The sequence below is a fragment of the Pseudomonas putida genome (assembly GCF_002741075.1).
GTDB classification, from domain to species: domain Bacteria; phylum Pseudomonadota; class Gammaproteobacteria; order Pseudomonadales; family Pseudomonadaceae; genus Aquipseudomonas; species Aquipseudomonas putida_T.
The window spans coordinates 79,093-101,680 of sequence record NZ_CP016634.1; the positions used below are offsets into that span (position 1 = coordinate 79,093).

A 22,588-nucleotide genomic window follows, 5' to 3' on the forward strand; every position below is an offset into this window, starting at 1 on the left:
ACCTATGGGAGCGGGTTTACCCGCGAAGGGGCCGGCTCAGGTATAGCGCTGTGCTAAAACGCACAGCGGCTGCGCGAAATCTCGTGTTTCGTCCTCGAAATTAATCAATAAGATGGTCAGGGACAAGAATAAAAATCAGGCGCGAGGTTTCACATGCCATCAGCCGATTCAGTCTTCGACTATGTGGTTGTCGGTGCCGGTCCCGCCGGTTGCCTGCTGGCCAATCGCTTGTCCGCCGACCCTTCGTGTCGCGTATTGCTGCTCGAAGCAGGTGGTCGCGACAACTATCCCTGGATTCACATTCCCGTTGGTTACCTCTACTGCATCGGCAATCCGCGCACCGATTGGTGCTTCAAGACCGAGGCGCAGCCAGGCCTGGGTGGACGCAGTCTGGGCTATCCACGGGGCAAGGTGCTGGGTGGGTGTTCCTCGATCAACGGCATGATCTACATGCGCGGCCAGGCGGCCGACTACGATCGTTGGGCCGATCAAGGCAATGACGGTTGGGCGTGGAAGGATGTACTGCCGTTGTTCAAGGCCAGTGAGCGTCACTTCGCCGGTGCCAGCGACAGCCACGGCGCCGAAGGTGAGTGGCGAGTTGAACAGCAGCGTTATAGCTGGCCGATCCTCGATGCCTTCCGCGATGCCGCCGAGCAGACTGGCATCGCCAAGGTGGCGGATTTCAATACCGGCGATAACGCCGGCTGTGGATATTTTCAGGTCAACCAACGCAGTGGCGTACGCTGGAATGCCTCCAAGGCATTCCTGCGACCTGTGCAAGATCGCCCCAACCTGACGGTGCTCACCGGTGTGCAGGTCGATCAAATCCTTCTTGAGAACGCCCGCGCCACGGCGGTCAAAGCCCGCTGGCAAGGCGCCTGGCATGCGTTCAAGGCGCAGCGGGAGATCATTCTCTGCGCCGGTGCGATCGGCTCGCCGGGCATCCTGCAGCGCTCCGGCATCGGCCCGCGCACATTGCTCGAGGGGTTAGGCATCGGGGTGCGCCATGAGCTGCCGGGCGTGGGCGGCAACTTGCAGGATCATCTACAACTGCGCCTGATCTATCAGATCCGCAACACCCGCACGCTCAACCAGATGGCCAACAGCCTGTGGGGCAAGATGGGCATGGGCCTGCGCTACCTTTACGACCGCAGTGGCCCGCTGGCCATGGCGCCGAGCCAGTTGGGCGCTTTCGTGCGCTCGGGCCCCGAGCAGGCCACCGCCAATCTGCAGTACCACGTACAGCCCCTGTCGCTGGAGCGCTTCGGCGAGCCGCTGCACCGCTTCCCGGCATTCACCGCTTCGGTGTGCAACCTGCGCCCGGCCAGTCGCGGGCGCATCGATATCCGCAGCGCCGACATGCTTGCAGCGCCATCGATCGACCCCAACTACCTGAGTGATCCGCAGGACCTCAAAGTCGCCGCCGATGCCATCCGCATCACCCGGCGAATCGTGCAGGCCCCTGCCCTGGCGGCGTTCGATCCGCGCGAGTACCTGCCCGGCCCTGCCCTGCAGACCGAGGCGCAATTGCACGAAGCCGCCGGCAAGATCGGCACCACCATCTTCCACCCCGTGGGTACCTGCCGCATGGGCAGCGGTCCGCTGGACGTTGTGGATAACCAGCTGCGTGTGCAGGGTGTGCCGGGCCTTCGGGTGGCCGATGCCTCGATCATGCCGCAGATCGTTTCAGGCAATACCTGCTCACCCACATTGATGATCGCCGAGAAGGCGGCGCAATTGATCTTCAAGGGAGCCTTGACCCAAACCAACCTCAGCGACACTGCGATACCGACGCCCTGACCCGGGTGCGTGCAACACCGGTGGCCTGCGGTCAGAGGTCACCGACAGTGGAAAACAACAATAATCACTGTGGCCTTCGGGCCGAGGACAGCAACGATGTCGGACTACATCCAAGAGCAAGGCACGGCTGCCAGCACGGTCAGCCGACGTGAGGAACGCAAGATCATTTTCGCGTCATCCCTCGGGACGGTGTTCGAGTGGTATGACTTTTTTCTCTATGGCGCACTGGCGGCGGTGATCAGCACGCAGTTCTTCGCTGGCGTCAACGACACCACGGCGTTCATCTTCGCCTTGATGGCCTTTGCCGCAGGCTTTCTGGTCCGCCCGTTCGGCGCACTGGTGTTCGGCCGCTTGGGCGATATGATCGGGCGCAAGTACACCTTTCTGGTGACCATCGTGCTGATGGGCTTGTCGACCTTCGCCGTGGGGCTGCTGCCCACCTACGCCAGCATTGGCATCGCCGCGCCCATCATCCTGGTGCTGCTTCGCATGCTCCAGGGCCTGGCGCTGGGCGGTGAGTATGGCGGCGCGGCGACCTACGTGGCCGAACACGCACCGCCCGGTAAGCGTGGCTTTCATACCGGGTTCATCCAGTCCACTGCAACGCTTGGCTTGCTGCTTTCGCTGGTCGTCGTGCTGGGCAGCCGCTACATCAGTGGTGATGAGTTCGAGGCCTGGGGTTGGCGCTTGCCGTTCTTGCTGTCGATCTTCCTGCTGGCAATCTCCACCTGGATCCGCATGAGCATGGAAGAGTCGCCCGCTTTCGTGAAGATGAAGGCCCAGGGCAAGGTCAGCAAATCGCCAATCCGTGAATCCTTCACTTCCTGGCCGAACCTCAAGGTCGTGCTGACAGCACTGTTCAGCATCAACGCCGGCCAAGCCGTGACCTTCTATACGGCCCAGTTCTATGTCCTGTTCTTCCTGACCCAGATGCTCAAGATGGATCCGGCCCAGGCCAATACCCTGCTGATCATCAGCGTGGTGATCGGTGCGCCGTTCTTCGTGTTCTTCGGCTGGTTGTCCGATCGGGTCGGACGCAAGCCGATCCTGATGATCGGCCTGCTGCTCGCGACGGTGCTGTACTTCCCGATGTTCAAGGCCCTGAGCCATTACGCCAATCCGCAGATCGACGCTGCCAGCCAGCAGGCGCCGATCGTGGTCACTGCCGATCCACAAGGCTGCACCTTCCAGTTCGACCCGGTGGGCAAGGCACGCTTCGATAGCCCGTGTGACAAGGTCAAGACGTTCCTGGTCAAACAAGGCCTGCCATACAGTGCGGTGGATGCGCCAGCGGGCTCTGCGGTGCTGGTCACGATCGGCGAGCAGCGCATCGACGGGTTCGACGAGGCGGCCATGCGCACAGCAATCGAGCAAGCCGGGTACCCGGCCAAGGCAGATCCGGCGAGCGTCAACCAAGTGATGGTGGTGGTGTTGATCGTCGCCATGATCCTGATCGCCACCATGACCTACGGGCCTTTGGCGGCGGTGATGGTGGAGTTGTTCCCGACCCGCATTCGCTACACTTCCATGTCCTTGCCCTATCACATCGGCAATGGCTGGTTCGGTGGCTTCCTGCCGACCGTCTCGTTCGCGTTGGTGGTGTACACCGGGGATATCTTCTACGGGCTCTGGTACCCGGTGCTGATTACCGGGGTGAGTCTCGTGGTGGGGTTGTTCTGCCTGAAAGAAACCAAGGATGTGGATATCGACAAGGTGTGAAGGCTGACGTGTAGCAGGGTAAACCCACAGGGCCGTGCAAGATCAGACAGTGTGGATCGATCCTGCGGACATGAAAAAACCGGCGTAAAAGCCGGTTTTTTTATGCTGCGAAAAAACTTATGCACGATTTTCAAGAAAAGGTCATACAGAGAAATAAGCTTTAAAATCAATAAGTTATATAGAGTTTGCAGGTGATGATCCAAAACTTGCTCACAAGTTATCCACAGATCGTCACGCGTTGTGTTCTGCCTGGTTTTCCGCCACCGGTGGTAGCGAACCCAAGGCCCGCTGGGTCGCTTCGTTCCAGGCTTGGGCGCGGTCGTTAAGCTCAGCGATCGCACGTGGGCCGGTGCCCACGGGGTACATCGGTTCGCCGATCACCACCTCGATGGTTCCCGGGCGCTTGCCCCAGCCTTCACGTGGCCAGAACTTGCCGGCATTGTGCGCGATCGGCAGCACTGGCAGCCCGGCATTCACCGCCAGGGCTGTGCCGCCTCGGGAAAACTTGCCGATCTGGCCGTGAGGCACCCGCGTGCCTTCCGGGAAGATCAGCACCCACACGCCCTGCTTGAGCAGCTCGTCGCCCTTGCTGGCGACCTGGCGCAAGGCTTCCTTCGGGTTTTTCCGGTCGATGGCGATCGGGCGCAACATCGCCATCGCCCAGCCGAAGAACGGCACGTACAGCAGCTCACGCTTGAGCACCTGGCTCAGCGGCGAGAAGTACGCCGACAGGAAGAACGTCTCCCAGGTGCTCTGGTGGTTGGACAGAATCACACAGGGCTCCTTGGGCACATTCTCGGCGCCTGTGACCTTGTAGCGAATGCCCAGGACCACCCGTGCCAGGAACACGGCGCAGCGGCACCAGTACACGTTGATGAACCGGTAGCGCTTGTGGAACGGCAGAAACGGTGCGACGAAGAAACTCAGCGAGCACCACAGCAGCGAACTGGTGCCCAACAGCAGGTAAAAAAGAAAGATTCTGATCGCCTGCAGGATCGACATAGTGGCATGTACCGTTGCGGGGCTTGCCCGCCTAAGGAAAAGTGCGCCACATGGGGCGCACTGCTTAAATGAGTGCTCTGGCGATGGCTGCCAGATCGTCGAAAATCAAAGTGCTTTGCGGAACGCCTTTTTCCAGCGTCCCCTGACCTTTGCCGGTTTTCACCAGCACAGGTTGTGCATCGACGGCCAGGGCGGCCTCCAGGTCACCTTTGCTGTCGCCGACGAACCAGACGCCAGCCAGATCGACCTGATAATGCTCGGCAATCGCCCGCAGCATGCCGGGCTTGGGTTTGCGGCAATCGCAACCTTCGTCCGGGCCGTGCGGGCAATGCACGATGTAACCCACCTCGCCCCCCAGCTCGGCCACCAGCGCGCGCAGGCGCGCATGCATGGCCTCCAGGGTCGCCAGCGGGTAGTAACCGCGGGCGATGCCGGACTGGTTGGTGGCCACCGCCACCGTCCAGCCCGCCTTGCTCAACTGCGCGATGGCCTCGATCGAGCCGGGAATGGGGATCCACTCTTCCAGCGACTTGATGTAGGCGTCGGAGTCGTGGTTGATCACTCCGTCTCGATCAAGAATCAGCAGTTTCAAGGCTTACCCCAGCAGCGAGATGTCGGCCACGCCCAGGAACAGGCCGCGCAGGCGGCTGAGCAGGGCATAACGGTTGGCGCGGACCTTGGCATCCTCGGCGTTGACCATCACCGCCTCGAAGAAGGCGTCGACCGGATCACGCAGGGCGGCCAGGCGGGCCAGAGACTCACTGTACTGACGTGCGGCCGCCATCGGTTGCACGGCCTGGTCGGCCTGCTGGATGGCCGAGTACAGGGAGAACTCGTTGGCGTTGTCGAAGTACTTCGGCTCGACATGGTCGGCGATGGCGCCTTCTGCCTTGCTCAGCAGGTTCGACACGCGCTTGTTCACCGCGGCCAGGGCCTCGGCTTCCGGCAGCTTGCGGAAGGCCTGCACAGCCTGTACGCGCTGGTCGAAGTCCAGGGCCGAACCTGGCTTGAGGGCACGTACCGAGAGGTAGGTGGCGACGTCGATGCCTTCGTCTTCGTAGCGCGCACGCAGACGGTCGAAGACAAACTCCAGCACCTGCTCGCACAGGCCGGCGGCCTTGACCTTGGCACCGTACTGCTTGACGGCGAACTCGACCGCGGTGGTCAGGTCCAGGTCCAGCTGCTTCTCGATCAGGATGCGCAACACGCCCAGAGCGGCGCGGCGCAGGGCGTACGGGTCCTTGCTGCCGGTCGGCAGCATGCCGATGCCGAAGATGCCGACCAGGGTGTCGAGCTTGTCGGCGATGGCCACGGCAGCACCGGTCAGGGTCTGCGGCAGTTCGGCACCTGCGCCACGTGGCATGTACTGCTCGTTCAGCGCCAGGGCGACGTCTTCCGGCTCGCCGTCGTTCTGGGCGTAGTAGTAGCCGGCCACGCCTTGCATTTCAGGGAACTCGCCGACCATCTCGGTGGCCAGGTCGCACTTGGACAGCAGGCCCGCACGGGCTGCGCGCTGGGCGTCGCCGCCGATCAGCGGGGCGATGAATGCCGCCAGCCTGGAGACACGCTCGGCCTTGTCGTAGACCGTGCCCAGCTGAGCCTGGAAGACCACGTTCTTCAGGCGCTCGTTGAAGGTCTCCAGCGGCTGCTTCTTGTCTTGCTTGAAGAAGAACTCGGCGTCGGTCAGGCGCGGACGCACAACCTTCTCGTTACCCTGCACGATCTGCTTCGGATCACGGCTCTCGACGTTGGCCACGGTGATGAAGCGCGGCAGCAGCTTGCCTTCGCTGTCCAGCAGGCAGAAGTACTTTTGGTTGTCCTGCATGGTGGTGATCAGTGCTTCCTGTGGCACTTCCAGGAAGCGCTCCTCGAAGGAGCACACCAACGGCACCGGCCATTCGACCAGGGCGGTCACTTCGTCCAGCAATGCCGGCGGCACGACAGCGGTGCCTTCCTGTTGCATGGCCAGCTCCGCAGTGCGTTTGGCGATCAGCTCGCGACGCTCGGCGAAGTCGGCCAGCACGTAGGCCTTGCGCAGGTCTTCGACGTAGTTGGCCGGGGTGGTGATCACCACGTTCTCCGGGTGGTGGAAGCGGTGGCCACGGGACTCGCGACCGGCCTGCTGGGCCAGGAGGGTGCACTCGACGACCTGGTCGCCGAGCAGCATCACCAGCCACTGGGTCGGACGCACGAACTCTTCACGGCTGGCGCCCCAGTGCATGCGCTTGGGGATTGGCAGATCGTTGAGCGAATCCTCGACGATGGTCGGCAGCAGGCTGGCGGTGGCCTTGCCCGGAATGTGCTGGGAGAAGCGCAGCTTGGCGCCGCTCTGGTCGATCTCGGCCAGATCCACGCCGCATTTCTTGGCGAAGCCCAGGGCAGCCTGGGTCGGGTTGCCCTCGGCGTCGAAGGCGGCCTGGCGGGGAGGACCGTCGATGTTGATGCTGCGGTCAGGCTGCTGCACGTCCAGCTGGCGGATCAGCACGGCCAGACGGCGTGGGGCGGCATAGACCTGCTTGCCGGTGTAGTTCAGGCCAGCGGCCTGCAGGCCTTTCTCGATGCCGGCCAGGAACGCATCGCCGAGGCTGGCGAGGGCCTTCGGTGGCAGCTCTTCGGTGCCCAGTTCGACCAGAAAATCTTGAGCACTCATTGTGCAGCCTCCAGCTTAGCCAACACTTCGTCACGCAGTTCGGGGGTCGCCATCGGGAAGCCCAGGCGTGCGCGGGCTTGCAGATAGCTTTGCGCCACGTCCCGGGCCAGGGTACGCACGCGCAGGATGTAACGCTGACGCTCGGTCACCGAGATGGCGCGGCGGGCGTCCAGCAGGTTGAAGGTGTGGGACGCCTTCAGGACCATTTCGTAGGTCGGCAGCGGCAGGTCCAACTTGATCAGGCGGTTGGCTTCGCTTTCGTAGAAGTCGAACAGCTCGAACAGCTTCTCGACGTTGGCGTGTTCGAAGTTGTAGGTCGACTGCTCCACTTCGTTTTGGTGGAACACATCGCCATAGGTGACCTTGCCGAACGGGCCGTCGGCCCAGATCAGGTCGTAGACCGAGTCCACGCCCTGGATGTACATGGCCAGGCGCTCCAGGCCATAGGTGATTTCACCGGTGACCGGGAAGCATTCGATGCCGCCGACTTGCTGGAAGTAGGTGAACTGGGTCACTTCCATGCCGTTGAGCCAGATTTCCCAGCCCAGGCCCCAGGCGCCGAGGGTCGGCGATTCCCAGTTGTCTTCGACGAAACGGATGTCGTGGACCAGCGGGTCCAGGCCGATCGCCTTCAGCGAGCCCAGGTACAGCTCCTGGAAGTTGGCTGGGTTCGGCTTGAGCACCACCTGGAACTGGTAATAGTGCTGCAGGCGGTTGGGGTTTTCGCCATACCGTCCGTCGGTTGGGCGACGGCTAGGCTGCACATAGGCGGCGTTCCAGGTTTCCGGGCCGACGGCGCGCAGGAAAGTGGCGGTATGGAAAGTGCCGGCGCCTACTTCCATATCGTAGGGCTGAAGCACCACACAACCTTGCTCCGCCCAGTATTGCTGCAGGGCGAGGATGAGGTCTTGGAAGGTACGCACGGCTGGCGTAGGCTGGCTCACGAAATTCACCTGTATCTGGGGATGCGGATGTAAAGAGCGGGAGTATAACCCGATTCGCCTCGCCCTCTACCCATGGAATGGAGCCTTATGCCACGCTGTTTCTGGTGTACCGACGATCCGTTGTACCAGGCCTATCACGACCAGGAGTGGGGAACGCCGCAGCGTGACCCGGCGTTGCTCTTCGAGATGCTTTTGCTCGAAGGGTTCCAGGCCGGGCTTTCCTGGATCACGGTATTGAAAAAGCGCGAGCGCTACCGCGAGGTATTGCACGGCTTCGACCCGGTGAAACTGTCGCAGATGAGTGACGAGCGGATCGAAGAACTGATGCTAGACACCGGCATCATCCGCAATCGCCTCAAGCTCAAGGCTGTACGGCGCAACGCCCAGGCCTGGCTGGCTGTGGATAACCCGGCCGAGTGGCTATGGTCGTTCGTCGGTGGCGTGCCCAAGATCAACCACTTCAAGGCGCGCGGCGACGTGCCGGCGGCCACCGACGAAGCCAGGGCCATGAGCAAGGCCCTGCAAAAGGCTGGCTTCACATTCGTCGGCCCGACCATCTGCTATGCCTTCATGCAGGCCACTGGCATGGTCATGGACCACACCACCGACTGTGATCGTTACGCCGCGTTGCTGCGCTGAAGCGTTACAATGCCCGCCTTGCAGAAATAAGGAATCCGGCTGTGGAAAAATTCAAAGGCGCCCTGATGGTCGGGGTGCTGCGACTGTTCGCCAAGCTGCCCTGGAGCGCGGTGCAGCGGGTCGGCGCGGGTATCGGCTGGCTCATGTGGAAGATCCCCAACGGTTCGCGCAATGTGGTGCGCATCAACCTGGCCAAGTGCTTCCCGGAGATGAACCCGGCCGAGCGCGAGCAACTCGTGGGCCGTGCGTTGAAGGACATCGGTAAGTCCTTCGTCGAAAGCGCCTGCGCCTGGATCTGGCCACCACAACGTTCGCTGGAACTGGTCAAGGAAGTACACGGCCTGGAAGTGCTGGAGAAGGCCCTGGCCTCGGGCAAGGGCGTGGTGGGCATCACCAGCCATCTGGGCAACTGGGAAGTGCTGAACCACTTTTATTGCAGCCAGTGCAAACCGATCATCTTCTACCGCCCGCCCAAGCTGAAGGCTGTGGATGACCTGCTGCGCGAGCAGCGTGTGCAGATGGGTAACCGCGTGGCGCCTTCGACCAAGGAAGGCATCCTCAGCGTGATCAAAGAGGTGCGCCGTGGTGGCCAGGTGGGTATTCCTGCCGACCCGGAGCCAGCGGAGTCGGCGGGGGTGTTCGTGCCATTCCTGGGCACCCAGGCGCTGACCAGCAAGTTCGTGCCGAACATGCTGGCCGGAGGCAAGGCGGTGGGGGTGTTCCTGCATGCCCTGCGGCTGCCGGATGGCTCGGGCTTCAAGGTGTTCCTCGAAGCGGCGCCGGAAGAGATGTACAGCACCGACGTGACTGTGTCGGCGGCGGCGATGAGCAAGGTGGTCGAGCGTTATGTGCGCGAGTACCCGAGCCAGTACATGTGGAGCATGAAACGCTTCAAGAAACGCCCGGCCGGCGAGCCGCGCTGGTATTGAGATTTTCACTGTCCCCTGTGGGAGCGGGTTTACCCGCGAATGTGTCGGTGAATCCAACATCGCATTCGCGGGTGAACCCGCTCCCACAGGGACCGCGTTAACCTGATGTCTTGTTGAGCTTCTTCAGGAACACCGCCATTTCCTTCTCGGCCTGCTTGTCGCCATGGGCCTGCGCCGCCGCGATCCCCTCTTCCCATGCCTTGCGCGCCGCCGTCAGGTCGCCCTGCAACTGGTGGGCCTTGCCCAGCAGCTTCCACGCCGCCGAGTACTTCGGGTCATGTTCCACGCACCGAGCCAGGTGCAGCGCCGCCTCGGCGCCGTTGCCTTCGTCGAGCCAGGCCTTGCCCAGGCCAAAGCGCAGCAGGGCGTTATCCACCCCCTTGGCCAGCATCTTTTCCAGTGATTCGCGCATGCCGTTTTCTCCTTAGAAGAAACTCAGGCCCACGTGGAACAGCTTCTCCACATCGCGGATGTGCTTTTTATCCACAACGAACAGGATCACATGATCGCCCGCTTCGATCACCGTGTCGTCGTGGGCAATCAGCACTTCCTCGTCGCGGATGATCGCGCCGATGGTGGTGCCTGGCGGCAAGGCGATGTCTTCGATGGCCTTGCCGATCACCTTGCTCGACTTGGCATCGCCATGCGCGACCGCCTCGATGGCCTCCGCCGCGCCCCGACGCAGCGAATGCACGCTGACGATGTCGCCACGGCGCACGTGGGCCAGCAAGGTACCGATGGTGGCCAGCTGAGGGCTGATGGCGATGTCGATATCGCCACCCTGGACCAGGTCCACATACGCCGGGTTGTTGATGATGGTCATCACCTTGCGCGCACCCAGGCGCTTGGCCAGCAGCGAGGACATGATGTTGGCTTCGTCGTCGTTGGTCAGGGCCAGGAAGATGTCGGCGTCGGCAATGTTCTCCTCGAGCATCAGGTCCTTGTCCGAGGCGCTGCCCTGGAGCACCACGGTGCTCTCCAGGGTGTCGGAGAGATGGCGGCAGCGGGCCTGGCTCATCTCGATGATCTTGACCTGGTAGCGGCTCTCGATGGCCTCGGCAAGGCGTTCGCCGATCTGCCCGCCCCCGGCGATGACCACGCGCTTGTTGGTCTCGTCGATACGGCGCAGCTCGCCCATCACCGCGCGGATGTCCTTGCGTGCGGCAATGAAGAAGACCTCGTCGTCGGCCTCGATCACGGTGTCGCCCCGTGGCGTGATGGGCCGGTCGCGGCGGAAGATCGCCGCCACGCGGGTATCGACATTGGGCATATGGGCGCGGATCTGGCGCAATTGCTGGCCCACCAGGGGACCACCGTAGTAGGCCTTGACCGCCACCAGTTGTGCCTTGCCATCGGCGAAGTCGATCACCTGCAGGGAGCCGGGGTGCTCGATCAGGCGCTTGATGTAGTTGGTCACCACCTGTTCCGGGCTGATCAGTACGTCCACCGGGATGTGGTCGTTGTCGAACAGCTCTTCGCGGGTGAGATACGCCGACTCGCGTACCCGGGCGATCTTGGTGGGCGTGTGGAACAGCGAGTAGGCGACCTGGCAGGCCACCATGTTGGTCTCGTCGCTGTTGGTCACCGCCACCAGCATGTCGGCGTCGTCGGCGCCGGCCTGGCGCAGCACCGTGGGCAGCGAGCCGCGGCCCTGCACGGTGCGGATATCCAGGCGGTCGCCCAGGTCGCGCAGGCGGTCGCCGTCGGTGTCGACCACGGTGATATCGTTGGCTTCGCTGGCCAGGTGCTCTGCCAGCGTGCCGCCCACTTGCCCTGCGCCGAGGATGATGATCTTCATCCGCTACTCCTAGTCCTTGTGCTTATCCGCGCGAGGCGGCGATCTTGATCAGCTTGGCATAGTAGAAACCGTCGTGGCCGCCTTCCTGGGCCAGCAGTTGGCGGCCGTGGGGCTGGCGCACACCGGCATCGAGCGCCAGGTCCAGTTCGCGGGCGCCAGGGGTGCGAGCGAGGAAGGCATCGATCACGTCGGTGTTTTCCGTCGGCAGGCTCGAACAGGTGGCATAGACCAGCATGCCGCCGACTTCGAGGGTTGGCCACAGCGCATCGAGCAGCTCGCCTTGCAGCGCCGCCAGGGCCGGGATGTCGTCGGCCTGGCGGGTCAGCTTGATGTCCGGGTGGCGGCGGATGACGCCGGTCGCCGAGCACGGCGCATCGAGCAGGATGCGCTGGAACGGCTTGCCGTCCCACCAGCTGGTAGTGTCGCGGGCGTCGCAGGCGATCAGCTGGGCGTCCAGTTTCAGACGATCGAGGTTCTCACGTACTCGCGCCAGACGCTTGGCCTCCAGGTCGATGGCGACCACTTCTCCTAGCCCGGCTTCGGCTTCGAGCAGGTGGCAGGTCTTGCCGCCCGGGGCGCAGCAAGCATCCAGCACGCGTTGGCCGGGCGCCAGTTCCATGAGGTCGGCGGCCAGTTGCGCGGCCTCGTCCTGCACACTGACCCAGCCCTCGGCGAAACCTGGCAGGCCGCGCACGTCGCAGGCCTCGGCCAGCAGAATGCCGTCGCGACTGTACTGGCAAGGGCTGGCGCTGATGCCGGCTTCGGCCAGCAGAGCCAGGTAAGCGTCACGGCTGTGGTGGCGGCGATTGACCCGCAAGATCATCGGCGGATGGGCGTTGTTGGCAGCGCAAATCGCTTCCCACTGCTCCGGCCAGAAGGCCTTGAGCGCCTTTTGCAGCCAGCGCGGGTGAGCGGTGCGCACTACCGGGTCGCGCTCCATGTCGGCGAGCAGTGCCTCGCCTTCGCGTTGGGCGCGACGCAGCACCGCATTGAGCAAGCCCTTGGCCCACGGCTTCTTGAGCTTGTCGGCGCAACCGACGGTTTCGCCGATGGCCGCGTGGGCTGGAATGCGGGTGTAGAACAGTTGGTACAGGCCGACCAGCAGCAAAGCCTGAACGTCGGCATCGGCGGCCTTGAAGGGCTTTTGCAGCAACTGTGCGGCCAGCAGGTCCAGGCGCGGCTGCCAGCGGGCAGTGCCGAAGGCCAGGTCCTGGACCAGGCCACGGTCACGCTCCTCGACCTTGTCCAGTTGCGCTGGCAACGAGCTGTTGAGCGAGGCCTTGCCGCTGAGCACAGCGGCAAGGGCGCGGGCGGCGGCCAGACGTGGGTTCATTGGCCGAGCACCTTGGCGCTTGCGAACTTCTCGCGACGGCTGTTGAACAGGTCGCTGAAGGCCAGGGCCTTGCCGCCTGGCAACTGCAGACGGGTCAGGCTCAGGGCGCCTTCGCCGCAGGCGACCACCAGGCCGTCCTTGCTGGCGGAAAGGATCTCGCCGGGGGTGCCTTTGCCTGTGGACAACTGCGCCGCCAGGACCTTCACGCTCTCGCCGTCCAGGGTGCTGTGGCAAACCGGCCAAGGGTTGAAGGCGCGGATCAGGCGCTCCAGCTCGATGGCTGGACGATTCCAGTCGATGCGGGCTTCGTCCTTGTTCAGCTTGTGTGCGTAGGTGGCCAGGGCGTCGTCCTGAACCTCGCCTTGCAGGCTGCCGTCGGCCAGGCCCGCGATGGCCTGCACCACGGCGCCTGGGCCCATCTGGGCGAGGCGGTCGTGCAGAGTGCCGCCGGTGTCCTCGGCGCTGATCGGGGTGACGACCTTGAGCAGCATGGGGCCGGTGTCCAGGCCAGCTTCCATGCGCATCACGGTCACGCCGCTCTCGGCATCGCCGGCTTCGACGGCACGCTGGATGGGCGCAGCACCGCGCCAGCGCGGCAGCAGAGAGGCGTGGCTGTTGATGCAGCCCAGGCGCGGGATATCCAGCACTACCTGGGGCAGGATCAGGCCGTAGGCGACCACCACCATCAGGTCTGGCTCTAGCGCGGCAAGTTCCGCCTGGGCCTCGGCGTTGCGCAGGGTCTGTGGCTGGAACACCGGGATGCCGTGTTCGACGGCCAGTTGCTTGACCGCAGAGGGCATGAGTTTCTGGCCGCGGCCAGCCGGGCGGTCGGGCTGGGTGTAGACGGCCACCACGTCATAGGGGCTGTCGAGCAGGGCTTTGAGGTGTTCGGCGGCAAACTCTGGGGTGCCTGCGAAGACGATGCGCATGGAGTTCTCGCTTTGAAAAAGAAAAAGGCTTGCCGAAGCAAGCCTTCTGGAAGGTGGGGATCAGGCTTGCTGGCGGTGCTGTTTTTCCAGCTTCTTCTTGATCCGGTCGCGTTTGAGCTGTGACAGATAGTCGACGAACAGCTTGCCGTTGAGGTGGTCGAACTCGTGCTGCACGCACACTGCCAGCAGGCCTTCGCATTCCAGCTCGAACGGCTTGCCGTCGCGGTCCTGGGCCTTGACCCGCACACGCAGAGGGCGGTCGACGTTCTCGTAGAAGCCCGGCACCGACAGGCAGCCTTCCTGATACTGGCCCATGTCGTGGGTCAGCTCTTCGACGCTGGGGTTGATGAAGACGCGCGGTTCGCTGCGGTCTTCGCTGAGGTCCATGACCACGACCTGCTTGTGCACGTTGACCTGGGTGGCGGCCAGGCCGATGCCAGGGGCTTCGTACATGGTTTCAAACATGTCGTCGATCAGCTGACGCAGGGCGTCGTCGAACTCCGTCACCGGTTTGGCGAGGGTGCGCAGGCGCGGGTCCGGGAATTCGAGAATGTTCAAGATGGCCATAAGGTCAGGCAGTCACTGTGCGTTCGGTTGAAAACTGAGCACACATAATAAAGGGAATCGGGGCATTCGGCACCTGGCAAAGCTCGGCTAGGGTGTGAAAGGACGGCATCGGGTCCATTCCATGGACAGCTTGTCAAAGTATTATCAACAAAGTTATCCACAGGTTGTGCCACGTGGATGACCCCTCGCCGATCAAGGATGATCCGCCATGAACATGTCTGTTGTGCCCGCCTGTCCACCTGCCGAACTCGAGGCGCGTTTGCGTTTGCATCGACTGCCCGAGGTAGGCCCGCGACGTTTCCACACCCTGATCGATGCCTTCGGCGATGCCGCTTCGGCGCTCAGTGCCCCGGCCAGCGCCTGGCGCGCATTGGGTTTGCCGGCGGCTTGCGCCGAGGCCCGTCGCAGTGCCGAAGTCCGTGACGGCGCTGGCGTCGCAATGGCTTGGCTAGAGCGTCCGGGCCAGCATTTACTGATGTGGGATTCACCTGCCTACCCCGCTCTGCTCGCCGAAACGGACGCTGCCCCGCCCCTGCTTTTCGTGGCCGGAGACCCCACGTTGCTCGAGCGGCCGCAGTTGGCGGTGGTCGGCAGCCGCCGTGCAACCCCCCCGGCCCTGGACACCGCGAAGGCGTTTTCCAGGTGTCTGGCCCAGGCGGGTTTCACCATCACCAGCGGGTTGGCCCTGGGGGTCGACGGTGCCGCTCATCGGGCGGCGCTGCAGGCAGGTGGGCACACCATTGGCGTGCTCGGCACGGGTCTGCAAAAACTTTATCCACAGCGCCACCGTGACCTGGCTCGGGCCATGATCGAAGGGGGCAGCGCGCTGGTGTCGGAGTTTCCCCTCGATGCCAATCCGCATGCTGCGAATTTTCCGCGACGTAACCGGATCATCAGCGGTCTGTCGCTGGGGGTATTGGTGGTCGAGGCGAGCCTGGCAAGCGGATCGCTGATCACCGCGCGCTTGGCCGCCGAACAAGGCCGGGAGGTGTATGCCATTCCGGGCTCGATCCATCACCCGGGTTCCAAGGGGTGCCACCAGCTGATTCGCGATGGCGCGTTGCTGGTGGAAAGCGTGGAGCAGATCCTCGACAGCCTGCGCGGCTGGCAGAACTTGCCCCCGGCGCCTGTGGAAAAACCCGCCCACCCGTTGCTCGCCTTGCTACATGCCGCGCCCCAGACCAGCGAAGCCCTGGCCCACAGCAGTGGGCAGCCGCTGGCCCAGGTGCTGGCCAGCCTTACCGAGCTGGAGCTCGAAGGCCGGGTCACCAACGAAGCCGGGCGTTGGTTTGCCCGAAGCAGCTAAGTACACTGCGCATCAGGCTTAAATGCGGAGAGACAAAATGGTGAGCAGTTGGCGTGTGCAACAAGCCGCACGTGAGATTCGGGCAGGCGCGGTTATCGCCTATCCGACGGAAGCGGTCTGGGGCCTGGGCTGCGACCCGTGGAACGAGGATGCGGTGTACCGCCTGCTGGCGCTCAAGTCGCGTCCTGTGGACAAGGGGTTGATCCTGGTTGCCGACAACATCCGCCAGTTCGATTTCCTGTTCGAGGATTTCCCCCAAGACTGGATCGACCGCATGGGCAGCACCTGGCCTGGTCCGAACACTTGGCTGGTACCGCACCAGGACCTGTTGCCCGAGTGGGTGACCGGCGAACATGACACCGTGGCCCTGCGGGTCAGCGATCACCCCCTGGTGCGTGAATTGTGCGCGCTGGTCGGGCCGCTGATTTCCACCTCGTGCAACCCAGGCGGACGCCCGGCGGCCAAGAGCCGGCTGCGGGTGGAGCAGTATTTCCATGGCCAATTGGACCTGGTGCTCGGCGGGGCGCTGGGTGGGCGCAAGAATCCGAGCGTGATTCGCAACCTGGTGACGGGTGAGGTCGTTCGGGCCGGCTGACCCAGAGTGGGCTCGGCGATGGGCCGCCACGCGGCCCCTAGGTATTGCAGGACTTTTCTGATTTCCCTCGAGCGGCTGTCCAGCTGGCATTTAGGGAAATACCCTACCCATCCGTCAGCTGCCGTCACCTTCCGGCAGGGAACCCATGCCTCTAGGCTCCAGCCCGTCGCCAAATAACTTGGTGATCGGGTGTGGTAACCCGCCAATTCTGGAGCATTTGCAGCCTATGGCGGCTGTGCGCGGGAGGCTTTTGCCTGCCGGGAGTGCCTCCAGTCCGGTTTACCACTCCGCGTACAGCTGCCACCCAAACCGTGTGGTAACGGACGGGTGTCAGCTCCAACTCTGGAGCAAACGATGAAAAAGCTTGTCCCTGATCCACCTCTACCCAACACCACATCTCGCCCTTTCGGCCGCTGCGACGCCGGCCATCCTCCCCTCTTCTCCACAAACCCCGACATCTCTGCCCACGACGCCCTCGTCCACGTAGCGCTCTACCTGCGCTGCGCCTACGAGACTGGCGTGAAGGCACTCGATCGCCTGCACGAGTCAGGGCGCGGCATGTACTGGTCGAACCTGCACGCGATTGAAATGGCAGAGGGCTTGGTGGAGGCGATGCTCGATGGCATCGAGTCGGCGCCAGCAACTATCAGGACCGCTGGCTAAGCAGAGTGAGCGCTGTGGGAGCGGATTCACCCGCGAAGGCCTGGGTGAATTCACCGCCGCGTTTGCGGGTAAAACCCGCTCCCACAGGTGGCGTGCTGAGTCAAACAGTCGCGTAACGATCTCGGATCAGGGCAGCAGCACAGTCGAGCCAACGGTTCTGCGCGCCGACAGCTCCGTCTGGGCCTTGGCCGCTTCGCTCAGCGGATACCGCTGCTGGATATCCACAACCAGCTTGCCGCTGGTGATCATGCCGAACAGGTCATCGGCCATGGCCTGGGTGTTCTCTGCGTTGTTGGCGTAGTTGCCCAAGGTCGGACGGGTGACGTACAGCGAGCCCTTCTGCGACAGGATCCCAAGGTTCACGCCGGTCACCGCGCCGGAGGCATTGCCGAAACTCACCATCAGCCCGCGCGGGCGCAGGCAGTCCAGCGAGGTCAGCCAGGTATCGGCGCCCACGCCGTCGTAGACCACCGCGCATTTCTTCCCATCGGTCAGTTCCAGCACGCGCTTGGCCACGTCCTCGTGGCTGTAGTCGATGGTCGCCCAGGCGCCCAGGGCCTTGGCGCGCTCGGCTTTCTCGGCCGAGCCGACGGTGCCGATCAGCCTGGCGTCCAGCGCCTTGGCCCACTGGCAGGCCAGCGAGCCGACGCCACCGGCAGCGGCATGGAACAGGATGAAATCGCCCGGTTGCACGGCGTAGGTCTGCTTGAGCAGGTACTGGGTGGTCAGGCCCTTGAGCATCACTGCGGCGGCCTGCTCGAAGCTGATGGCCTCCGGCAACTTGACCAGGTTGGCCTCTGGCAGGGTATGCACTTCACTGTAGGCGCCCAGCGGCCCACCGGCATAAGCCACGCGATCGCCCACCTTCAGGCGGCTGACGCCTTCGCCAACTGCCTCGACCACGCCCGCGGCCTCCGTCCCGAGGCCCGACGGTAGCGCGGGCGGTGCGTACAGGCCGCTGCGAAAATAGGTGTCGATGAAGTTCAGGCCGATCGCGTGGTTGCGTACGCGGACCTGCTGCGGCCCTGGCGGGGTCGGTTCGAACTCGACCAGTTGCAGAACTTCCGGGCCGCCGTGCTGGCTGAACTGGATACGCTTGGCCATCTTACACTCCGTTGTCATGGGGATCGGGAGGGCCTTCTATCGGACGCCTTTGCTTGATCGCCGTCAACTGCGGCGTGGCCGCCGCCGATGGTATGCTAGCCGGCAAATTTTTCCGCTCCTTCCAGGTGACCCGATGACCAGCCGCACCGAGGCCGTGAAAGCCTACCTGCTCGACCTGCAAGACCGCATCTGCTCTGCCCTCGAAAACGAAGACGGCGGCGCCCGCTTCGTCGAGGATGCCTGGGTGCGCGAAGCCGGGGGCGGTGGCCGCACGCGGGTGATCGGCGAAGGCAAGGTGATCGAAAAGGGTGGTGTGAACTTCTCCCACGTGTTCGGCGCCGGCCTGCCGCCATCGGCCAGTGCGCACCGCCCGGAGCTGGCGGGCCGTGGTTTCGAGGCGCTGGGCGTGTCGCTGGTGATCCACCCGCACAACCCGCATGTGCCGACGTCCCATGCCAACGTACGGTTCTTCATCGCCGAGAAGGAAGGCGAAGAGCCGGTCTGGTGGTTCGGCGGCGGTTTCGACCTGACGCCCTACTACGGCAACGAGGAAGACTGCATCCACTGGCACCGGGTCGCCGAGCAGGCCTGCGCGCCGTTCGGGGCTGATGTCTATCCGCGCTACAAGGCCTGGTGCGACCGTTACTTCCACCTCAAGCACCGGGGCGAGCCGCGTGGCATTGGCGGGCTGTTCTTCGACGACCTGAACGAGTGGGACTTCGACACCTGCTTCGCCTTCCTGCGCGCCATCGGCGATGCCTACATCGAGGCCTACCTGCCGATCGTCCAGCGCCGCAAGGCCACGCCTTACACGCCCGAGCAGCGCGAGTTCCAGGAGTTCCGCCGTGGGCGCTATGTGGAGTTCAATCTGGTCTACGACCGCGGCACCTTGTTCGGCCTGCAATCGGGCGGGCGCACCGAGTCGATCCTCATGTCGCTGCCGCCGCAGGTCCGCTGGGGCTACGACTGGAAACCCGCGCCGGGCAGCGAGGAAGCGCGCCTGACCGAGTACTTCCTGCAGGACCGCGACTGGCTCAACCAGTAAGCCTGTGGATAACGAGGAGCTCCCATGGACCAGTACGTCGTTTTCGGTAACCCCATCGGCCACAGCAAGTCGCCGTTGATCCACCGCCTGTTCGCTGACCAGACCGGCCAGGACCTGGAATACAGCACCCTGCTGGCGCCGCTGGATGATTTCAGCGACTGTGCGCGAGGTTTCTTCAAGCAAGGGGCTGGTGCCAATGTCACTGTGCCGTTCAAGGAAGAAGCCTTCCGCCTGTGCGACAGCCTCACGCCACGGGCCCAGCGGGCGGGTGCCGTGAATACCCTGAGCAAGCTGCCTGATGGCACCCTGCAGGGTGACAACACCGATGGCGCGGGCCTGGTGCGGGACCTGACCGTCAATGCCGGGGTGGAACTCACCGGCAAGCGCATTCTGATTCTCGGTGCCGGTGGTGCGGTGCGGGGAGTGTTGCAGCCGATCCTGGCGCATCGTCCGCAATCGCTGGTGATCGCCAACCGCACGGTGGAAAAGGCCGAGCAACTGGCCCGTGAGTTCGATGACCTGGGGCCGGTGGTCGCCAGCGGTTTTGCCTGGTTGCAGGAGCCGGTGGACCTCATCATCAATGCCACCTCGGCGAGCCTGGCCGGCGAGCTGCCGCCGATTGCCGACAGCCTGGTCGAGCCGGGGCGCACGGTCTGCTACGACATGATGTACGGCAAGGAGCCGACGCCGTTCTGTCAGTGGGCCACCCGGCTGGGGGCGGCCAAGGTGCTGGATGGGTTGGGGATGCTGGCCGAGCAGGCTGCCGAGGCGTTCTTCACCTGGCGGGGTGTACGGCCGGACACGGCACCTGTGCTGGATGAGCTGCGCCGGCAGTTGGCGCGGGGCTGACCTTGAGATTTTGGGGCCGCTATGCGGCCCTTTCGCGGCACAAGGCCGCTCAGGGACCGTGCCGCGAAAGGGCCAGGTTCTGAAGCATCACTCCTCGAACCGGATCGGGCACAACGCGGCCCCTTCGAGCTTCTGCAACTCTTCGATCACCTGCGGCCGGGCCCGATGCAACGTCAGGCTCCCGCCACTGCGCTTCAGGCGCCGCGCCTCGCGGTGCAGCATGTCCACCCCTGAATAGTCGATGAAGTTGATCTGCCGTGCGTCGATCACGACCTGCGGCCCTTGGCAGCGTTGCAGGCGCACCTGCAGATAATGCGCGGCGCCGAAGAAGATCGACCCGCCCACTCGCAGCACATCGGTCTCCCCTTCCCGGCTCTGCTGCACCCGAGGGCGCGAGGTACGCTTCAAGTAGAAGAACAGCGACGCCAGCACCCCGGCATAGATCGCCGTCTGCAACTCCAGCAGCAGGGTCGCGGCGGCTGTCAGTGCCATGACCAGGAACTCCGAGCGGCTGACTCGGAACAGTGAACGGATAGCCCGGTGGTCCACCAACCCCCAACAGATGAGCAGGATGCTGCCGGCCATGGCCGGAATCGGCAGGTGTGCGATCAGCCCGGCGCCAGCCACGGCGAACAGGGCCACCCACAATGCCGAGAACACCCCGGCCATTGGCGAGCGGGCACCCGCGTCGTAGCTCAAGCCCGAGCGGGTGAACGAGCCCGATGACAGGTAACCGGAGAACAGTGCGCCGACCATGTTCGACAGGCCCTGGGCGCGGATCTCTTGGTTAGCGTCGATCAACTGCTCAGAACGCGCCGACAATGACCGGGCGATCGACAGGCTGGTCACCAGCCCGAGCATGCCCACCGCCACGGCGCTGGGCAGCAGGCGCAGGATCAGTTCCAGATCCAGCAGTGGTAAGGGACTCACGGGCGGAAGCTGACCCAAGAAGGCGGGCACCCTGGGCACATGGCCAAAGGCGCTCGGCAGTAGCCAGGCGATCACGCTGACCACTACCAGACTTATCAACAGGCTAGGCCAGCGCGGGCGCCAGAGCTTGAGCGACACGCCGATCAGCAGGGTCGCCAGGCCCAGGGCCAGCGACGGCAGGTCGACCTCGCCGACATGATCGATCAGGTCCCGCAGGGTGCGCAGGGCCGTGGCCTGGCTGGGCAGGTCTACGCCCATCAGATTGGGCAATTGGCCCAGGGCAATGACTACGGCGGCGCCGAGGGTGAAGCCGAGCACCACGGAATGGGAGACGAAATTGACCAGCGCCCCGAAACGCAGCATCCCCAGCAGCAGCTGGAACACGCCGCCGAGGAAGGTCAGCAGCAGCACCAGGGTGATGTAATCGTCGCTGCCTGCCATCGCCAGGGGGCTGACGCTGGCGTAGAGCACGATGGAGATGGCCGCGGTCGGGCCGCAGATCAGGTGCCAGGAGGAACCCCATAAGCACGCCACCAGCACGGGCACAATGGCGGCGTACAGGCCGTACTCGGCGGGCAACCCGGCGATCAGGGCATAGGCGATCGATTGCGGAAGGGCGAGGATGGCGCCGCTCAGGCCGACCAGCAGGTCCTGGCGCAGGCTGCGGCCCGATTGACGGGGGAGCCAGGTGAGGAAGGGCAGCAGGTGGGTCAGGCGAGGCATGGGAAATACGAATTCCTGAAGATTTCACCAGCCCTGTGGGAGTGGGTATCGAGGCGTCGAAGCGCCGCGAACACTGGCACAGCGGGTAAGCCCGCTCCCACAGGGGTTATGTGTGGTTGTGCGGATTAAAGTTTAGCTTTTATGACCTCCTGGGCGTTCCCACCCTCTTTGGTGGTCACCCCGGCCAACCAGCCATCGAGCGATTCCGGATGCGCTTTGACCCACGCCTTGGCTGCCTCATCGAAGCTCACCTTCTTATCCACAACCTCGGCCATGATGCTGTTTTCCATCTCCAGACTGAAGCTCAGATTGCCCAGCAGTTTCGCGGCATTCGGGCAGGCTTGTGGATAACCCTTGCGCACCAGGGTGTACACATCGCCGTTGTCGCCGAACCACTGCTCGCCCCCGGTGAGGTAATGCATCTTGAGCTTCACGTTCATCGGGTGCGGCGTCCAGCCGAGGAAGGTGATGAACTGCTTTTTCTGCACGGCCCGATGGACCTGGGCCAGCATTGCCTGCTCACTGGACTCGACCAGCTTCCACTGCCCCAGGTCGAAGGCGTTCTTGTCGATGATCTCTTTGAGCGACAGGTTGGCCGGTGCACCGGAACCAATGCCGTATAGCTTCTTGCCGAAGGCGTCGGCATGTTTTGACAGGTCGGCGAAGTCTTTGACACCGGCCTCCCAGACATAGTCCGGCACCGCGAGGGTGAATTGCGTGCCTTCAAGGTTGCGGGCCAGGCGCTGTACATCGCCGTTGGCCACGAACTTGTCGTGAAAGCCCTGTTGCGCGGGCATCCAGTTGCCCAGGAAGGCGTCTACCTGACCGTCCTTGAGGCCGCCGAAGATGATCGGTACGGCCAGGTTGTCGATTTTCACCTGGTAGCCAAGGCTTTCCAAAAGCAGGCGGGCGACGGCGTTGGTGGAGGCGATGTCGCTCCAGCCGGGGTCGGCCATCTTCACGGTGGTGCATCGGGCATCGCTGTCGGCGTGGGCTGTGATGGCAGTCAGGCCCAGGGCCAGGGCGATCACGGCTGTGGTGTACTTCTTCATGGCGGCCTCTC

General features: G+C 63.8%; 21 protein-coding genes. 9 read left to right on the plus strand and 12 right to left on the minus strand.

Going from position 1 to position 22,588, the window contains the following annotated elements:
* Positions 1-153 precede the first annotated feature (153 nt).
* Positions 154-1,800 carry a GMC family oxidoreductase gene (locus IEC33019_RS00705; RefSeq protein WP_070091308.1) on the plus strand — a complete coding sequence of 549 codons (1,647 nt, stop codon included), beginning with the start codon at positions 154-156 and terminating at the stop codon, positions 1,798-1,800.
* 96 nt (positions 1,801-1,896) lie between these two features.
* A complete protein-coding gene (locus IEC33019_RS00710) occupies positions 1,897-3,519 on the plus strand; it encodes an MFS transporter (RefSeq protein ID WP_070091309.1) in 1,623 nt (540 codons plus the stop codon).
* Between the two features lie 231 nt (positions 3,520-3,750).
* Here IEC33019_RS00710 and IEC33019_RS00715 read toward each other — a convergent pair whose 3' ends face one another.
* From IEC33019_RS00715 to glyQ, 4 genes are all read right to left on the minus strand, one after another.
* On the minus strand, positions 3,751-4,521 hold the full coding sequence (locus IEC33019_RS00715) for a lysophospholipid acyltransferase family protein (protein ID WP_070091310.1): 771 nt from the start codon (positions 4,519-4,521) through the stop codon (positions 3,751-3,753).
* A gap of 64 nt (positions 4,522-4,585) precedes the next feature.
* Complete coding sequence (gene gmhB / locus IEC33019_RS00720) at positions 4,586-5,113, minus strand: D-glycero-beta-D-manno-heptose 1,7-bisphosphate 7-phosphatase (protein ID WP_070091311.1); 528 nt, start codon at positions 5,111-5,113, stop codon at positions 4,586-4,588.
* Between the two features lie 3 nt (positions 5,114-5,116).
* Positions 5,117-7,171, minus strand: coding sequence for a glycine--tRNA ligase subunit beta (gene glyS, locus IEC33019_RS00725; RefSeq protein ID WP_070091312.1), 2,055 nt, complete (start codon positions 7,169-7,171; stop codon positions 5,117-5,119).
* Positions 7,168-8,115: a glycine--tRNA ligase subunit alpha gene (glyQ, locus tag IEC33019_RS00730; protein ID WP_070091313.1), complete on the minus strand. Its 948-nt coding sequence runs from the start codon at positions 8,113-8,115 to the stop codon at positions 7,168-7,170. Before glyQ ends, glyS begins: the two co-directional genes overlap by 4 nt.
* Positions 8,116-8,202: 87 nt before the next feature.
* Here glyQ and IEC33019_RS00735 point away from each other — a divergent pair, with 87 nt between their 5' ends.
* Positions 8,203-8,754 (plus strand): DNA-3-methyladenine glycosylase I, encoded by a 552-nt coding sequence (locus tag IEC33019_RS00735; protein ID WP_070091314.1) that lies wholly within the window; start codon positions 8,203-8,205, stop codon positions 8,752-8,754.
* A gap of 41 nt (positions 8,755-8,795) precedes the next feature.
* Complete coding sequence (locus IEC33019_RS00740; protein ID WP_070091315.1) at positions 8,796-9,683, plus strand: lysophospholipid acyltransferase; 888 nt, start codon at positions 8,796-8,798, stop codon at positions 9,681-9,683.
* A 97-nt stretch (positions 9,684-9,780) separates the two neighbouring features.
* Here IEC33019_RS00740 and IEC33019_RS00745 read toward each other — a convergent pair whose 3' ends face one another.
* From IEC33019_RS00745 to def, 5 genes are read right to left on the minus strand one after another with little or no spacing between them, the layout of a single operon-like run.
* Positions 9,781-10,095: a tetratricopeptide repeat protein gene (locus tag IEC33019_RS00745; RefSeq protein WP_070091316.1), complete on the minus strand. Its 315-nt coding sequence runs from the start codon at positions 10,093-10,095 to the stop codon at positions 9,781-9,783.
* Positions 10,096-10,107: 12 nt separating this feature from the next.
* The gene (gene trkA, locus IEC33019_RS00750) at positions 10,108-11,481 is read right to left on the minus strand and encodes a Trk system potassium transporter TrkA (protein ID WP_070091317.1); all 1,374 of its coding nucleotides are present in this window, start codon (positions 11,479-11,481) and stop codon (positions 10,108-10,110) included.
* Positions 11,482-11,503: 22 nt separating this feature from the next.
* Complete coding sequence (gene rsmB, locus IEC33019_RS00755) at positions 11,504-12,814, minus strand: 16S rRNA (cytosine(967)-C(5))-methyltransferase RsmB (RefSeq protein WP_070091318.1); 1,311 nt, start codon at positions 12,812-12,814, stop codon at positions 11,504-11,506.
* A complete protein-coding gene (fmt, locus tag IEC33019_RS00760; protein WP_070091319.1) occupies positions 12,811-13,743 on the minus strand; it encodes a methionyl-tRNA formyltransferase in 933 nt (310 codons plus the stop codon). The genes rsmB and fmt overlap by 4 nt, the downstream gene beginning before the upstream one ends.
* A 60-nt stretch (positions 13,744-13,803) precedes the next feature.
* The gene (def, locus tag IEC33019_RS00765; RefSeq protein ID WP_003253111.1) at positions 13,804-14,310 is read right to left on the minus strand and encodes a peptide deformylase; all 507 of its coding nucleotides are present in this window, start codon (positions 14,308-14,310) and stop codon (positions 13,804-13,806) included.
* A gap of 208 nt (positions 14,311-14,518) precedes the next feature.
* Here def and dprA point away from each other — a divergent pair, with 208 nt between their 5' ends.
* The 3 genes from dprA to IEC33019_RS00780 all read left to right on the plus strand — a co-directional run bounded on the left by dprA (position 14,519) and on the right by IEC33019_RS00780 (position 16,874).
* Entirely contained in the window at positions 14,519-15,616 is a 1,098-nt protein-coding gene (gene dprA, locus IEC33019_RS00770; protein WP_070091320.1) for a DNA-processing protein DprA, read from the plus strand.
* Between the two features lie 37 nt (positions 15,617-15,653).
* Positions 15,654-16,211, plus strand: a complete 558-nt coding sequence (locus tag IEC33019_RS00775; RefSeq protein WP_070091321.1) for an L-threonylcarbamoyladenylate synthase — start codon at positions 15,654-15,656, stop codon at positions 16,209-16,211.
* Between the two features lie 354 nt (positions 16,212-16,565).
* Complete coding sequence (locus IEC33019_RS00780; RefSeq protein ID WP_070091322.1) at positions 16,566-16,874, plus strand: hypothetical protein; 309 nt, start codon at positions 16,566-16,568, stop codon at positions 16,872-16,874.
* 126 nt (positions 16,875-17,000) lie between these two features.
* Here the strand turns inward: IEC33019_RS00780 and IEC33019_RS00785 are convergent, their stop codons facing one another.
* Positions 17,001-17,978 carry an NADPH:quinone reductase gene (locus IEC33019_RS00785; protein WP_070091323.1) on the minus strand — a complete coding sequence of 326 codons (978 nt, stop codon included), beginning with the start codon at positions 17,976-17,978 and terminating at the stop codon, positions 17,001-17,003.
* Between the two features lie 133 nt (positions 17,979-18,111).
* Between IEC33019_RS00785 and hemF the strand changes: the two genes are divergently transcribed.
* Both hemF and aroE read left to right on the plus strand, forming a co-directional pair.
* On the plus strand, positions 18,112-19,023 hold the full coding sequence (gene hemF / locus IEC33019_RS00790; protein WP_070091324.1) for an oxygen-dependent coproporphyrinogen oxidase: 912 nt from the start codon (positions 18,112-18,114) through the stop codon (positions 19,021-19,023).
* A gap of 24 nt (positions 19,024-19,047) precedes the next feature.
* On the plus strand, positions 19,048-19,872 hold the full coding sequence (gene aroE / locus IEC33019_RS00795) for a shikimate dehydrogenase (protein WP_070091325.1): 825 nt from the start codon (positions 19,048-19,050) through the stop codon (positions 19,870-19,872).
* An 87-nt stretch (positions 19,873-19,959) separates the two neighbouring features.
* Here the strand turns inward: aroE and IEC33019_RS00800 are convergent, their stop codons facing one another.
* Both IEC33019_RS00800 and choX read right to left on the minus strand, forming a co-directional pair.
* Entirely contained in the window at positions 19,960-21,525 is a 1,566-nt protein-coding gene (locus tag IEC33019_RS00800) for a SulP family inorganic anion transporter (RefSeq protein ID WP_070091326.1), read from the minus strand.
* Between the two features lie 125 nt (positions 21,526-21,650).
* The gene (gene choX / locus IEC33019_RS00805) at positions 21,651-22,577 is read right to left on the minus strand and encodes a choline ABC transporter substrate-binding protein (protein WP_099592762.1); all 927 of its coding nucleotides are present in this window, start codon (positions 22,575-22,577) and stop codon (positions 21,651-21,653) included.
* Between the last annotated feature and the right edge of the window lie 11 nt (positions 22,578-22,588).

Bases quoted from the DNA above. Each gene is read 5' to 3' on its own strand.
- rsmB (WP_070091318.1), bottom strand. From the start codon at position 12,814: ATGAACCCACGTCTGGCCGCCGCCCGCGCCCTTGCCGCTGTGCTCAGC.
- IEC33019_RS00735 (WP_070091314.1), top strand. From the start codon at position 8,203: ATGCCACGCTGTTTCTGGTGTACCGACGATCCGTTGTACCAGGCCTAT.
- IEC33019_RS00780 (WP_070091322.1), top strand. From the start codon at position 16,566: ATGAAAAAGCTTGTCCCTGATCCACCTCTACCCAACACCACATCTCGC.
- IEC33019_RS00710 (WP_070091309.1), top strand. From the start codon at position 1,897: ATGTCGGACTACATCCAAGAGCAAGGCACGGCTGCCAGCACGGTCAGC.
- IEC33019_RS00705 (WP_070091308.1), top strand. From the start codon at position 154: ATGCCATCAGCCGATTCAGTCTTCGACTATGTGGTTGTCGGTGCCGGT.
- def (WP_003253111.1), bottom strand. From the start codon at position 14,310: ATGGCCATCTTGAACATTCTCGAATTCCCGGACCCGCGCCTGCGCACC.
- aroE (WP_070091325.1), top strand. From the start codon at position 19,048: ATGGACCAGTACGTCGTTTTCGGTAACCCCATCGGCCACAGCAAGTCG.
- IEC33019_RS00715 (WP_070091310.1), bottom strand. From the start codon at position 4,521: ATGTCGATCCTGCAGGCGATCAGAATCTTTCTTTTTTACCTGCTGTTG.
- hemF (WP_070091324.1), top strand. From the start codon at position 18,112: ATGACCAGCCGCACCGAGGCCGTGAAAGCCTACCTGCTCGACCTGCAA.
- IEC33019_RS00785 (WP_070091323.1), bottom strand. From the start codon at position 17,978: ATGGCCAAGCGTATCCAGTTCAGCCAGCACGGCGGCCCGGAAGTTCTG.
- dprA (WP_070091320.1), top strand. From the start codon at position 14,519: ATGAACATGTCTGTTGTGCCCGCCTGTCCACCTGCCGAACTCGAGGCG.
- IEC33019_RS00800 (WP_070091326.1), bottom strand. From the start codon at position 21,525: ATGCCTCGCCTGACCCACCTGCTGCCCTTCCTCACCTGGCTCCCCCGT.
- IEC33019_RS00745 (WP_070091316.1), bottom strand. From the start codon at position 10,095: ATGCGCGAATCACTGGAAAAGATGCTGGCCAAGGGGGTGGATAACGCC.
- choX (WP_099592762.1), bottom strand. From the start codon at position 22,577: ATGAAGAAGTACACCACAGCCGTGATCGCCCTGGCCCTGGGCCTGACT.
- IEC33019_RS00775 (WP_070091321.1), top strand. From the start codon at position 15,654: ATGGTGAGCAGTTGGCGTGTGCAACAAGCCGCACGTGAGATTCGGGCA.
- glyS (WP_070091312.1), bottom strand. From the start codon at position 7,171: ATGAGTGCTCAAGATTTTCTGGTCGAACTGGGCACCGAAGAGCTGCCA.
- fmt (WP_070091319.1), bottom strand. From the start codon at position 13,743: ATGCGCATCGTCTTCGCAGGCACCCCAGAGTTTGCCGCCGAACACCTC.
- trkA (WP_070091317.1), bottom strand. From the start codon at position 11,481: ATGAAGATCATCATCCTCGGCGCAGGGCAAGTGGGCGGCACGCTGGCA.